The organism is Nocardia sp. NPDC058666 (assembly GCF_042714895.1).
GTDB lineage: Bacteria > Actinomycetota > Actinomycetes > Mycobacteriales > Mycobacteriaceae > Nocardia.
Window position 1 is genome coordinate 260370 of record NZ_JBHXRY010000001.1, and the last position, 12672, is coordinate 273041.

Below are 12672 nucleotides of genomic sequence, written 5' to 3' on the forward strand. Positions count from 1 at the left end.
AGACGGTGCGGGCCGACGATACGTCACTGTGTCCGTGTGCTCCGCCGCCAGGACTCGAACCTGAACTATCTGAACCAAAATCAGAGGTGCTGCCATTACACTACGGCGGATTGCGACACCAGTGGGCCGCGAGAGCCCACCACTGTGCTACGGCACGGCTAGATCCTCGCACACGATCCCGCCGTCGGGCGAATCTTGTCCACGCCTGTCGTGCCCGACCTCGAACGACGTTGTTAGCCTTCTGGAACGCACGTACTGATCTCGTGAGTCGAAAACGCGGAGAGGCGGGGGAGCTCATGTCGTCTGGTGAGCCAGGTCGGACAACCAGGCCGAGGATGACCGGTACGCAGCGCAGGCAGCAGTTGATCGAGATCGGGCGGGCGTTGTTCGCCGAGCGCGGGTACGACGCGACCTCGATCGAGGAGATCGCCCAGCGCGCGCAGGTGTCCAAGCCGGTGGTCTACGAGCACTTCGGGGGCAAGGAAGGCCTCTACGCGGTGGTGGTGGATCGCGAGATGTCGATGCTGCTGGAGATGGTCACCTCCTCGCTGACCCGCAATCGGTCGCGGGTGCGGTTGGAGCAGGTGGCGCTGGCGCTGCTGACCTACATCGAGGAACGCACTGACGGTTTCCGCATCCTGGTGCGCGATCAGCCCGCGCCGTCGGTCGACGGCCGGTACTCGAGCTTGCTCAACGAGGCCGTCAACCAGGTCGCGCATCTGCTCGCCGGTGATTTCGGTCGACGCGACCTGGATACCAGCCTTGCCACGCTGTACGCGCAGGCCCTGGTCGGCATGGTCTCGACCACCGCCACCTGGTGGTTGGACGAGCGCACCCCGCCGAAAGAGGTGGTCGCGGCGCATCTGGTCAACCTGTGTTGGAACGGTTTGAGTCATTTGGAAGCCGAACCGGGTCTCAGCTCCGAATGGAATACGGGGACTACACCGACCAACGGTGGGATAACCGGACGATAGCGCGCGTACGTGGAACCGAATCCTTGATTCGGCTGCCGCATTGCTGCCTGGTGGTACGGTTCACCCATCCTTTTGGGTGCTGCCGGGCGGTATGTCGAACGAATTTCGGGATGTCGGTCTACTTCAGGATGGCTGGATTATTGGATGACAGGCGGATCTGATGGCTAGGCAAGCACGCGCGGAGATCACCCGCGACTCCGTCCTTGCTGGCGCTGCCGATGTCTTTCTCCGTTTGGGCTACGCCAACGCGAGCCTGAGCGAAATCATCGCGCAGTCCAATGTGACCAAGGGCGCCTTGTACTTTCACTTCGGCTCCAAGGAGGAGCTGGCTCGGGCGGTGGTCGATCAGGGCAACGAACGCCTGATCGGGTCCTGCCAGGGTTTCTTCGATTCCCGAGTCCCCGCGCTGGAAGCGGCCATCGGGATCACCTACGTGGTGGCCGATCTGTCGATGAACGATCCGATGGTGGGCGCGATGCTCAAGCTCACCCATCAGATCGGCGACTATCGCGGCGCCCAGGGCGACAACATCGCCAAGACCTGGGGCGAAACCTACCGGTTGCTGTCGGAGCGGGCGATCGCCCAGGGCGACCTCAGCGCCGACCTGGACCCGGATGTGGTCGGGGTGCTGCTGCAGGAACTGATCGCGGGCGTGCACATCGTGGCGGTCGGGACCGAGTCGATGGAGCAGATGGCGGCGCGGATGGAGCGGGCCTGGTATTTCGTGCTGCCGTCGCTGGTGCCGTCGGAGAAGCTGTCGTACTTCCGGGAGTTCGCCGCACGTCGGCTGCGTCGCTACATCGTGTAGTTCATACGCTTCTGTCGGTGGCGAGGACTGCGTTGACGTCGGCTTCCGCGCCCGTCGGGACGATCCGGACTTCGTCGCGTCCGAAGGCATGCAGCAGCAGTTCCGAGGGTGGCCCGGTGAGCACGACTTCGCCGCCGTCGCCGCGATGTGCGGTGATCCTGGCGCCCTGCGGGGTCGCGAGGACGACCGGCACGGGTGACTTGCGATAGGCCGTACGGGCTACCGCGCGCAGTGCGGTCCACAGCCGGTCTTCGTCGCGGGCAGCCAATTGTCTTGGCTCCCATCCTGGTTCGGCCCGGCGGACGTCTTCGTGGTGGATGAACATCTCGGTGAGGTTGGCGAACGCGTCGACCGGGCGCAGCGGCGACCACCACGGCGGTCCGGTGCGGACCAGCTCGAGCAGTGCGGGAAACGATTTCCGCGCGTATTCCGCCTGTTTCGCGTCGAGATATCCGGCCAGCGGGCTGAGCACGATGCCCGCGGCGGCGTCGGGCCTGCGTTCGCGGACCACCAGGTGGGCGGCGAGGTCGTGCACGGTCCAGGTCCCGCACAGGGTCGGCGCGGTCTGTCCCGCCGCGGCCATGGTGTCGGCGAGGGCATGTCGTTCACGTCGAGCCAGACTCACCCTTGCACCCTACGCGCGCAACGTGCATCGGCGAACGCACCCGCGTGGGGGCGGGCGCTACCGGCGGCACCGGACTTGTCGGACCCGGTGACTAGACTTCGGGATGGTCACCTCGCCCATTCCCGTCTGCGCATTCAGGAGCGAACAATGTCCTCCCTTCGTCCTCCGCTCGCCGGTCTGGCCGAGGCGGTCGCGGGTGACGCCGCGCTGCGGAAGGTCACCGATCTGGTCGGTAAGTCCGGGGTGGAACTGGTCGCGCCGTCGGCGGTGCGGCCGTTCGTGGCCGCGACGATGGCCGACCAGCGTCCGCTGGTGGTGGTGACCGCGACCGGCCGCGAGGCCGACGATCTGACCGTCGAGCTCACCGAGATGCTCGGCCCGCAGGTGGCCATGTTCCCGTCGTGGGAGACCCTGCCGCACGAACGGCTGTCGCCCGGCCCCGACACCGTGGGCCGCAGGCTCGAAGTACTGCGCAGACTGGCCCATCCCGAGGACACCGTCTATCCCGAACCGCTGCGCGTGGTGGTCACCACGGTGCGATCGCTGATGCAGCCGATGACGGCGGGTCTCGGCGATATCGAACCGATCGTGCTGCGGGTGGGCAGCGACTACGAGTTCGACGAATTGCTGTCCCGCCTGGTCGAATTCGCGTATACCCGGGTGGACATGGTCGGCAAGCGCGGCGAGTTCGCGGTGCGCGGCGGCATCCTCGATCTGTTCGCGCCGACCGCGGATCATCCGGTGCGCGTGGAGTTCTGGGGTGACGAGGTCTCCGAGATCCGCCCGTTCTCGGTCGCGGATCAGCGTTCGCTGGGGGAGTCCACCCTCGACGTGGTGGTCGCGCCGCCGTGTCGCGAGCTGCTGCTCACCTCGTCGGTGCGCGAACGCGCGGTCGAGGTCGCCGCCGATCACGAAGCCGACGCGTCGCTGGTCGAGATGCTGAACAAGATCGCCGAGGGCATTCCCATCGAGGGGATGGAGGCGCTGCTGCCGGTGTTGGCGCCGGGCAAGCTCAGCCTGCTCACCGAGGCGCTGCCGGAGGGCACCCAGCTGCTGCTGTGTGATCCGGAGAAGATCCGTACGCGCGCAGCCGATCTCGTGCGCACCGGCGAGGAATTCCTCGAAGCGTCGTGGACCGCGGCCTCGTTCGGCAGCGACGCGCCGCTGGGTGCCAACGGACTGGACCTGGCCGCCTCCGGCTATCGCGGCCTGCCCGAATTGCACACCAGCGCAGATCTTCTCGGCCTGCCGTGGTGGACGATCAGCCCGCTCAGCTCCGGCGATCCGATCGAGGTGACCCTGCCGGTGCAGGCGGGGCCGACCGCGCGCGGGTCCGAGGAACTGGTGGCCACGATCTTCGCGTCGCTGCGCGCGCACGTGGCCACCGGTGGTCGCGCGGTGGTCGTGGTGACCGGCCACGGCACCGCGCAGCGTGTGATGGAACGCCTGGGCGAAGCCGAAGTGCCCGCCGCGCTGCTGCCTTCCGGCGGCGTCCCGGAGCCCGGAGTCGTTGGCGTGCTGTGTGGTTCGCTGCACGACGGTCTGATCTTCGATGACGCGGGTCTGGTGGTGGTGGCCGAATCCGACCTCACCGGCAACCGGGTCACCGCGCCGTCGGAGGGCAAGCGACTGCCCGCCAAGCGCCGCAACCAGGTCGACCCGCTCGCGCTGACCTCCGGCGACATGGTGGTGCACGACCAGCACGGCATCGGCCGGTTCGTGGAGATGATCGAACGCACCATCGGCGGTGCGCGCCGCGAATACCTGGTCATCGAATACGCGCCCGGCAAACGCGGTCAGCCCGGCGACCGGTTGTTCGTGCCGATGGAATCGCTGGACCAGTTGTCCCGCTACGTCGGTGGCGAACTGCCGAGTTTGTCCAAGCTCGGGGGCAGCGACTGGGCGAACACGAAACGCAAGGCGCGCAAGGCGGTTCGCGAGATCGCCGGCGAACTGGTGCAGCTGTATGCCGCGCGTCAGGCCGCGCCCGGCCACGCCTTCGCCCCTGACTCGCCGTGGCAGTTGGAGATGGAGGACGCGTTCGCGTTCACCGAGACCGTCGACCAGATGACCGCCATCACCGACGTGAAGTCCGATATGGAGAAGCCGGTCCCGATGGACCGCGTGGTCTGCGGTGACGTGGGTTACGGCAAGACCGAGATCGCGGTGCGCGCGGCGTTCAAGGCGGTGCAGGACGGCAAACAGGTCGCCGTGCTCGTGCCCACCACCCTGCTGGCCCAGCAGCATCTGCAGACCTTCACCGAACGCGTCGCGGGCTTCCCGGTGACCGTGCGTGGGCTGTCCCGGTTCACCGATGCCAAGGACTCCAAGGAGATCCTGGCCGGGCTGGCCGACGGCTCGGTCGACATCGTGGTCGGCACGCACCGGCTGTTGCAGACGGGCGTGCGCTGGAAGGACCTGGGCCTGGTGATCGTCGACGAGGAACAGCGTTTCGGTGTGGAGCACAAGGAACACATCAAGGCGCTGCGCACCCACGTCGACGTGCTCACCATGTCCGCCACGCCGATTCCGCGCACCCTGGAGATGAGCCTGGCCGGCATCCGCGAGATGTCGACCATTCTCACCCCGCCCGAGGAACGGCACCCGGTGCTCACCTATGTGGGCGCGTACAACGACAAACAGGTCACCGCCGCTATTCGCCGTGAGTTGATGCGCGACGGTCAGGTGTTCTACGTGCACAACCGGGTGTCCTCGATCGACAAGGCCGCCAAGAAGATTCGCGATCTGGTGCCCGAGGCGCGCGTGGTGGTGGCGCACGGCCAGATGAACGAGGATCAGCTCGAGAAGACCGTGCAGGGCTTCTGGGAGCGCGAATACGACGTGCTGGTCTGCACCACGATCATCGAGACCGGCCTCGACATCTCCAACGCGAACACCCTGATCGTGGAACGCGCTGACTCGCTTGGCCTTTCGCAGTTGCACCAGTTGCGTGGTCGTGTCGGGCGTTCGCGGGAGCGCGGGTACGCCTACTTCCTGTACCCGCCGGAGAAGCCGCTCACCGAGACCGCCTACGACCGTCTGGCCACCATCGCGCAGAACTCCGACCTCGGTGCGGGCATGGCCGTGGCGATGAAGGATCTCGAAATCCGTGGCGCGGGCAACGTTCTCGGTGCCGAGCAGTCCGGTCACGTCGCCGGTGTCGGTTTCGATCTGTATGTGCGACTGGTCGGCGAGGCCGTGGAGGCGTATCGGGCCGCGGCCGATGGCAAGCCGATCACCACCGAGGAGAACAAGGAGGTGCGCATCGACCTGCCCGTCGACGCGCACATCCCACCCGACTACATCGCCAGCGACCGCCTGCGCCTCGAGGCCTACCGCAAACTCGCGTCCGCACAGGACGATACGGCCCTCTCGGCGGTGATCGAGGAGCTCGTCGACCGCTACGGCGCCCTGCCGGTGGAGGTCGGCCGTTTGGTGGCGGTGGCCAAGCTGCGGCTGCTCGCGCGCGAGTACAACGTGTCCGAGATCGTGGTCACCGGCCCGTCGTTGAAGATCGGCCCGCTGGATCTGCCCGATTCCAAACAACTTCGGCTCAAGCGCCTGTATCCCGCCGCCACCTACCGTCCCGCCAGCGGCCTCATCCAGCTGCCGCTGCCGCGCGTGACCGACAGTGTCGGCGCCGACCGGGTGCGCGACGTGGCCGTGCTGCAGTTCGTCGCCGACTTCCTGCTGGCGATGGACGGCAAACCGCAAGGGATGGTGGATCTTTCGGTCCCGACGGAAGCCTCGCAGCGGTGAGCCCCGACGTTTCGCAGGAACAAGCCGACACGGCAGTAGTGGCAGCAGGCCTGGCCGACGCGGTCGAGGTCATGGACCGCCTCTGGAACTTCGGCGGCTGGGAACGCACCCAAACCCACGACTCGCTGCGCCCCTACTTGCTCGAGGAAACCTATGAACTCCTCGACGCCATCGGAGCAGGCGACGCCGAAACCATCAAGGAAGAACTCGGCGACCTACTGCTACAGGTGCTGTTCCACTCCCGAATAGCCCAGGACGCAGGCGAATTCACCGTCGACGACGTAGCCGCAGCCCTGGTCGACAAACTGGTCCACCGCAGCCCCTACCTCACCGACGCGGACTTCTCCCACGGCACCTCGGTGGCCGACAAGATCGCCGCACAGGAAAAGGCCTGGGAGGAACGCAAATCCGCGGAGAAGGCCCGCCGCTCCTGCCTGGACGGCATAGCCATGGCCCAACCCGCTCTGGCCCTTGCCGAAAAGATCCGCACCCGCAGTGCCGCAGCAGGTCTGCCCGACGACCTGATCCCGCAGACCCTGCGCGTGGTCGAGTTGGGCGGCCCGGATTCCGCTGAGGAACGCCTCCGCAAGGCCGCCCTGGCCTTCGCCGACGCCATTCGCTCGGCCGAGGATGCCGCCGAAGCCGACCGGGGCACTCGCACAGCTCTCACCGCCGACGACTGGCGCACCTACTGGCCACGCTGAGCGCTCACGGCACGAAGATGTCTGCACCGGCAGGAACGCTGGGGTGGTTGGTCGTGAGGTCGATGTGTACGCGGCCGCGACCGGTGGCGAGATCGACCGTGGGCGATGCGCGGTCGAGCAGCTCGGGCTCGCAGTAGACGTTGATGCACAGGTACGGCTCCACCGACCGGGTTTCCGCGCCCGCCGCACCGGTATCGAGGTTGCGCCAATGCACGGTGGCAGTCAGATTGCATGCTCCCACCGGGACCGACGGAAGCAGCCAGAAGCCGGCGGTGAGGTGCAGTGAGACGACGTGTTCGGCACCGACCGGAGTGTTCGGGACGTACGGGTTTCCGACGAGCGGACCGTCGTAGGCCGTGCCGCCCGCGGTGACCGGCCCCACGCAGACGCCATCGCCGATGGTGGCGGTCGGCCCGATCGTGAACCGCGACATCACACACGGCCGCGTGCCGTCGTTCGGATCCGAGTGATAGGGCACGCACCCGTTCTCCGGATCACCATGGTCGGCCTGGGCCACAGCGGGAACGAAAGCAGCGACCCCGAGCAGACCGGCCGCCGCTGCGCACAGCGATTTCCTGACGTTCATGACTCACCCTGTCGTCGTCGACAAATGGTCAGTTACCGATGAGCTAACGATACTCCGCCGGTCAAGGTGTCCTCGCTGGATCTGAGACCTTGCTGAGATCTTGTGGACAATCTCGCGCGCGCCAGCGGGCAAGGGCCACACCGCTTTAGACTCGAAGCAGCTCGTCGTGCGCGGCGGGGAGCAGGGGTCCGGCGAGTGTCGAGGTGGCATTGATGGGTACAGAGGTAGATCCGGCGAAGCAGGACGTGATGACCGATCATCCCGAGCTCGAGGTGCTGCCGGTGTGGCCGCAGGAAACCATCGCGGTGTTGGTGACCACCGATCCGGCCCCGCACGCGATTCCCGTGTCCTGGCCCGTGCGCGCGGGTGATCGGCGGATCCTCATCAGCTTGAAATCCGATCGCGGGTCGTTGGCGCGGTTGCGGGCGCGGCCGGAGGTGGCGTTGCTGATTCTGGGCGGCGGCAATGTGGCGTTGTGTGCGCGGGGTCGGGCGACGGTGCTCGCCGAGCAGATGCCGGACGCGCAGGACTACACCGCGGTGCAGCTGGACGTGGACGTGATCGACGACCATCGCCAGTCCGCGTTCGCCGTGGATCGCGGCATCCAGCGCACCGTCCTCGACGACACCGAATTGCGGGCGCTCGAGGGTCGCGTCGAGACCCTGCGAACCTGGGCCGACAACGGACCGGCAGCGTAAGTTCTTCTACGGCATACCATCTGGACAGAAGGGTTCTCCATGAGCGTCACACTCGCCAAGGGCGGCAACGTCTCGCTGTCGAAGCAGACCGACAACCTCACCAAGGTCGCGGTCGGCTTGGGCTGGGACGTGCGCACCACCACCGGTGCCGACCACGACCTGGACGCCAGCGCGCTGGCCACCGGCACCAACCTGAAGGTGCTGTCGGATCAGCACTTCGTGTTCTACAACAACCTGCGCTCGCCCGAGGGCACCATCGAACACACCGGCGACAACCTCACCGGCGAGGGCGACGGCGACGACGAGGTGATCAACGTCGACCTGGCCGCCACGCCGCCGACCATCACCAACATCTTCTTCCCGGTCTCGATCCACGACGCCCAGGCCCGCGGCCAGTCCTTCGGCCAGATCCGCAACGCCTACATCCGCGTCACCGACGGCAACACCGGCGTGGAACTGGCCCGCTACGACCTGTCCGAGGATGCCTCCACCGAGACCGCGATGGTCTTCGGCGAGCTGTACCGCCACAACAACGAGTGGAAGTTCCGCGCCGTCGGCCAGGGCTACGCCTCAGGTCTGGCGGGCATCGCACGCGATTACGGTGTGAATCTCTGACGAACCGCGACCGAGGCGGGCGACATCGCGTCGCCCGCCTTTATCGTGACTGGCCGACGGGCACGCGCGGCGGCTTCGCCGTACTGGCCTGATCGAGCAGCGCGAAGTACTTGCGCAGCATGAGCGCGGCCGTGGTCGCCAGACCTGCCGTCAGTCCCCACCACACGCCTGCCGCGCCCAGATGCAGAGGGAACGCGAGCAGTAGCGCGGCCGGAAGACCCACGCCCCAGTAGCCGACTAGCGACAGCCGGAAGCCCGCGGAAGTTTCCTTGAGCCCGCGCAACAGTCCGGTGCCGATGTTCTGGGCGGCGTCGAAGAACTGCAGCACGATGCCGATGAGCAGCAACGTGTGCGCGATGGCGACCGTGTCGGTGTCGGAGGCATCGAGGAACGGTGCCAGCACGATGTCGGGCGCGAGTACGTAGACGACACCGGTGACGATCGCGATCACCGCCGCCATCCGCAACGCCAACCAGGCCAGCGCCCGCGCATGGCTGAATTCGTCACGCGCCACCGCATGGCTGACCAGGATCGACGCACCGTGCGAGAGGCCGATCGCCATCTGGAACACGATGTAGATGATCTGGTAGACCACACTGTGCGCGGCCAGGGCGGCGGGCCCGAAACTACCCATCACCAGTGCGAGCACTGAGAACATGCCCGCTTCCGACCCGTAGGTGAGCGCGATCGGGGTGCCCAGGCGCAGTTCCTCGCGCACGGTCTCCCAGCGCACCGGCCACGGCGTCGTCGGCAGGGTGCGACCCAGTTGTTCGTCGTGGCGCACCATCGCCCAGAACACCCCGAAGGTGATCAGGAAAACCAGCGAGGTCGCGATACCCACACCCGTCAGACCCATCGCCGGAATACCCGCCCAGCCGTGGATGAACGCCAACGCGAGCACCAGGTTCAACGCCACCGAACCGAGCGTGACCAGCAGTAACGCCTGTGGACGTTGCATCCCGACGGTGTACTGCCGCAACACCTGGAACCACAGACACGGCAGCAGTCCAGGCGCGAGCGCGATCATCATCGGCCGGGCCAGTTCGAGCACGGCCGCGTCCTGACCCAGCCACGGCAACACCCAGCCCAACCCGATCAACAGCGCCCCGCCGAGCAGCCCGGCGATGGTCGCGATGACGAACGCGGCCCGCACCACCGCCCGCACTTCGTCGTCGGCGCAGTCACCACGCTTGCCCGCCGCGCCGAGCGCCCCCGCGATCTGATTCCCGGTCCCGGTGATCAGCCCGACGCACATGGTCCGAATCTGGTTGAACAGCACCAGCGCCAACCCACCCGCAGCCACCTCGCGCACCCCGAGCGTGCCCATCAGCGCGAGGTTGGTGGTGGAGACCGCGATCTGCGCCAATTGGGTGAGCGCGATCGGCGTAGCCAGCTTCGCCAGCGCCCCGCCGTCACTGCGTGTGCCGGTCATCGGCTCGCTCCGACTGGCGCAGTTCGTGTCGTCGGTGCGGTTCGGTGTAGCGCGTGTGCGTTCACCTGGCCGCTCCGGGCCGGCTGTTCGGGTAGCGCGCGATCGCGCTCACTCAGACCTCCATCAGTTCATCGTGGCGCACCGGCGAATACCGGCGCAGCAGCGTGGTCACCGCGGCCTCGGCGTCGGCGTCGAGCAGGTCGCGCGCACGCATCCACTCGTCGTCGAACACGGTATCGAGGTACTTCTCGCCACCGTCACACACGATCGTCACCACGGTCGACCCGGCCGGGAACTCCTCGAGCCGCGCCAAGGCATTGTGCACCGAACCGCCCGCCGACCCGCCGATCAACAGCCCGTGTGTCCTGGCCACGGCCCGCGCGGTCGCGAAGGCGTCGACGTCGCCGACCTTCACCCCTTCGTCGAGCAGCGAATAGTCCACGGCGGTGCCGATGGTCGCGCCGGGCGGCGTGCCCGTGCCCGACTGCCAATACGGCCCACCTTCGCCCCCGAACGCGATCGACCCGACCGGCTCGACGCCGATCACCCGAGCGGGCAGCCCCAGATCGCGCAGGCGGGTGGCGGTGCCGAACAGCGACCCGCCGGTGCCGACCGCGGACAACAGAATGTCGACCCGTTCGACGTCGGCCAGCAATTCCTCGGCCACGGCGTAATACCCCACCGCGTTGGCGTCGTTGTTGTGCTGTTCGGTGAAGTACGCGTCGTCGCGGGCGGCCGCCATCGCCTCGGCGAGGTCCTCGCGTGCCGAGGTGGCCAGTTCGTCGCTGCCGTCATCGGCGACGAACACCAGGTCGGTGCCCATGGCTGCCATCGCGCGCAACTTGTCCTTACAGGCGTGGTTGTCGACCACGGCGGTGAATCGGTAGCCACGTTCGGCCGCGACCACCGCCAAGCCGAGTCCGGTGTTCCCGGACGTCGACTCGATGATATGCCCGCCATCGCCCAGCAACCCTCGCCGCTCGGCGTCGAGCACCATCGACCGGGCCATTCTGATCTTGGCGGCGCCGGTGGGATTGAACTGTTCGAGCTTGAGCAGCAGCCGCGTGCCGGTGTCGGTGACGGCGAGTTCGAACAGGGGAGTGCGGCCGATCAGATCCGTCACGCGCGTGACGACAGCCATGGGGTTTTCCTCCATCGGGATCAGCGGGAAGTGGCGTCCAAGGTCCAGCGCAGGCGGTCCGCCGCGGCGTGCAGGACGACTTTCGGGGGCAGTGGGAGTTCGTGGAACGTGGACTCGTTGGAATCCATCTGGTACCCGGCGGTGTTCGGGTAGACGAGCAGGTCGCGCAGGTGTGCGCGGCGGGGCAGCGGGATACGCCGTCGGCTGAGCAGGTCGGACTCCAGGCAGGTGGTGGCGCCGACGCAGGTGGGGGTGAGCCGGCCGGGGCGGGTGGGCCACAGGACGGGGTCGGGGAGGTATTCGCTGTCGAACCACTGTTCGGACAGGCTGAGGCTGGTGCCGTCGACGGTGAGAATGTCGTACGGGTTGCCCTGTGCAGTACGGGTTTTCACGCCCTGTATGCGAAAGACTGAGCTGCCGGCGCGGTCGAGTAGGGCACGTCCCGGTTCGATGGCTAGACGTATTTCGTTGTCGCGCAGCAGTTCGGCCAGATTTTGGTGGTCGAGGATGGCGCTGAGCATCGCCGCGCCGGGAACCGGGAAGTGGTACGGGTAGTAGTCGGTGGCCGGGTTCGTATGAAACCAGTTGGCGCTGAGCGTGTTCTGGAACTTCGCCCAGAACTGAGCATCGAGATAGTCGACGCCGAAGCCGCCGCCGATCGAGATCGTGTCTGCCGGATGGCCGTTGGCCCGTGCGCGGAGGCAATGCCCGACCAGTGCGGCTGCGAGCTCGGAGCGAGCTACCACGTCGTAACCCGACAGGTGAAAGCTGAAGCCGGACAACGTGATCGAACCACTGATGGCTTGAATCGCCTGCTCGAGTTCCATCGGATCGAGTCCGAACCGACTGTTCGAACCCTCGGGCAACACCCGCAGCAGCACTCGCACCGGCAACTCCAGTTCGCCGAGTCGCCTCAGCTCGTCGAGCGCGTCGATCGCGATCAACGCCCGATGCCGAGCCGCCAACCACAGCAGTTCGTCCGATTTCGCAGGCCCGGTGACCATCAAATCCTCGCCGCGCACACCCTGAGACAGTGCCGCGACCAACTCGCCGGTACTGGCGACATCGACCCCCGCACCGCTCTCCGCACACGCCCGAACCACACAGGCCGCCTTGTTCGCCTTCTTCCCGAAGTACACGAACCCATCGACACCCGCAGCAGTGAACGCCTGCTGAAAAGTCTTTATATTCAAGGAAACCCGCTCGGGAAACAGCACATGAAACGGCCCACCGACCGCCTCGGCGATATCGCCGAGCAGCACGGGATCAGCAAGCAACCGCCGCTCGATCGGGTCGACGTAAGCGGGCATCGGCGGAGCACAGTGCTCCG

The 12672-nt window shown here is 66.9% G+C and carries 11 protein-coding genes and 1 tRNA gene; 6 read left to right on the top strand and 6 right to left on the bottom strand.

All coding sequences use genetic code 11. The features are described 5' to 3' along the window. Window positions 1–39: 39 nt before the first annotated feature. Window positions 40–110 (bottom strand) — tRNA-Gln (locus ACFWVD_RS01005). A 225-nt stretch (window positions 111–335) separates the two neighbouring features. Here ACFWVD_RS01005 and ACFWVD_RS01010 point away from each other — a divergent pair. Further along, window positions 336–974, top strand: coding sequence for a TetR/AcrR family transcriptional regulator (locus tag ACFWVD_RS01010; protein ID WP_379239860.1), 639 nt, complete (start codon window positions 336–338; stop codon window positions 972–974). Window positions 975–1134: 160 nt separating this feature from the next. Beyond that, window positions 1135–1782 carry a TetR family transcriptional regulator gene (locus tag ACFWVD_RS01015; RefSeq protein WP_379239861.1) on the top strand — a complete coding sequence of 216 codons (648 nt, stop codon included), beginning with the start codon at window positions 1135–1137 and terminating at the stop codon, window positions 1780–1782. A gap of 1 nt (window position 1783) precedes the next feature. Here ACFWVD_RS01015 and ACFWVD_RS01020 read toward each other — a convergent pair whose 3' ends face one another. Further along, window positions 1784–2407 carry a TIGR03085 family metal-binding protein gene (locus ACFWVD_RS01020; protein WP_379239862.1) on the bottom strand — a complete coding sequence of 208 codons (624 nt, stop codon included), beginning with the start codon at window positions 2405–2407 and terminating at the stop codon, window positions 1784–1786. Window positions 2408–2554: 147 nt separating this feature from the next. On the opposite strand from ACFWVD_RS01020, the gene mfd reads away from it, so the two are divergent. Continuing rightward, window positions 2555–6166, top strand: coding sequence for a transcription-repair coupling factor (gene mfd / locus ACFWVD_RS01025; RefSeq protein WP_379239863.1), 3612 nt, complete (start codon window positions 2555–2557; stop codon window positions 6164–6166). Window positions 6167–6237: 71 nt separating this feature from the next. Continuing rightward, the gene (locus ACFWVD_RS01030) at window positions 6238–6870 is read left to right on the top strand and encodes a MazG family protein (protein ID WP_379240930.1); all 633 of its coding nucleotides are present in this window, start codon (window positions 6238–6240) and stop codon (window positions 6868–6870) included. A 4-nt stretch (window positions 6871–6874) separates the two neighbouring features. Here ACFWVD_RS01030 and ACFWVD_RS01035 read toward each other — a convergent pair whose 3' ends face one another. Beyond that, window positions 6875–7456 carry a hypothetical protein gene (locus ACFWVD_RS01035; RefSeq protein WP_379239864.1) on the bottom strand — a complete coding sequence of 194 codons (582 nt, stop codon included), beginning with the start codon at window positions 7454–7456 and terminating at the stop codon, window positions 6875–6877. A 212-nt stretch (window positions 7457–7668) separates the two neighbouring features. On the opposite strand from ACFWVD_RS01035, the gene ACFWVD_RS01040 reads away from it, so the two are divergent. Together ACFWVD_RS01040 and ACFWVD_RS01045 are read left to right on the top strand one after the other, a co-directional pair. Then, on the top strand, window positions 7669–8154 hold the full coding sequence (locus ACFWVD_RS01040; RefSeq protein ID WP_379239865.1) for a hypothetical protein: 486 nt from the start codon (window positions 7669–7671) through the stop codon (window positions 8152–8154). A 39-nt stretch (window positions 8155–8193) separates the two neighbouring features. Continuing rightward, window positions 8194–8769, top strand: a complete 576-nt coding sequence (locus ACFWVD_RS01045) for a TerD family protein (protein ID WP_379239866.1) — start codon at window positions 8194–8196, stop codon at window positions 8767–8769. Window positions 8770–8809: 40 nt separating this feature from the next. Here ACFWVD_RS01045 and ACFWVD_RS01050 read toward each other — a convergent pair whose 3' ends face one another. The 3 genes from ACFWVD_RS01050 to ACFWVD_RS01060 all read right to left on the bottom strand — a co-directional run bounded on the left by ACFWVD_RS01050 (window position 8810) and on the right by ACFWVD_RS01060 (window position 12652). Further along, complete coding sequence (locus tag ACFWVD_RS01050) at window positions 8810–10201, bottom strand: MATE family efflux transporter (protein WP_379239867.1); 1392 nt, start codon at window positions 10199–10201, stop codon at window positions 8810–8812. Window positions 10202–10313: 112 nt separating this feature from the next. Continuing rightward, complete coding sequence (locus tag ACFWVD_RS01055) at window positions 10314–11342, bottom strand: PLP-dependent cysteine synthase family protein (protein WP_379239868.1); 1029 nt, start codon at window positions 11340–11342, stop codon at window positions 10314–10316. Window positions 11343–11362: 20 nt separating this feature from the next. Beyond that, on the bottom strand, window positions 11363–12652 hold the full coding sequence (locus ACFWVD_RS01060) for a Y4yA family PLP-dependent enzyme (RefSeq protein WP_379239869.1): 1290 nt from the start codon (window positions 12650–12652) through the stop codon (window positions 11363–11365). Window positions 12653–12672: the final 20 nt, after the last annotated feature.

Bases quoted from the DNA above. Each gene is read 5' to 3' on its own strand.
- mfd (WP_379239863.1), top strand. From the start codon at position 2,555: ATGTCCTCCCTTCGTCCTCCGCTCGCCGGTCTGGCCGAGGCGGTCGCG.
- ACFWVD_RS01055 (WP_379239868.1), bottom strand. From the start codon at position 11,342: ATGGCTGTCGTCACGCGCGTGACGGATCTGATCGGCCGCACTCCCCTG.
- ACFWVD_RS01030 (WP_379240930.1), top strand. From the start codon at position 6,238: ATGGACCGCCTCTGGAACTTCGGCGGCTGGGAACGCACCCAAACCCAC.
- ACFWVD_RS01060 (WP_379239869.1), bottom strand. From the start codon at position 12,652: ATGCCCGCTTACGTCGACCCGATCGAGCGGCGGTTGCTTGCTGATCCC.
- ACFWVD_RS01050 (WP_379239867.1), bottom strand. From the start codon at position 10,201: ATGACCGGCACACGCAGTGACGGCGGGGCGCTGGCGAAGCTGGCTACG.
- ACFWVD_RS01045 (WP_379239866.1), top strand. From the start codon at position 8,194: ATGAGCGTCACACTCGCCAAGGGCGGCAACGTCTCGCTGTCGAAGCAG.
- ACFWVD_RS01040 (WP_379239865.1), top strand. From the start codon at position 7,669: ATGGGTACAGAGGTAGATCCGGCGAAGCAGGACGTGATGACCGATCAT.
- ACFWVD_RS01010 (WP_379239860.1), top strand. From the start codon at position 336: ATGACCGGTACGCAGCGCAGGCAGCAGTTGATCGAGATCGGGCGGGCG.
- ACFWVD_RS01015 (WP_379239861.1), top strand. From the start codon at position 1,135: ATGGCTAGGCAAGCACGCGCGGAGATCACCCGCGACTCCGTCCTTGCT.
- ACFWVD_RS01035 (WP_379239864.1), bottom strand. From the start codon at position 7,456: ATGAACGTCAGGAAATCGCTGTGCGCAGCGGCGGCCGGTCTGCTCGGG.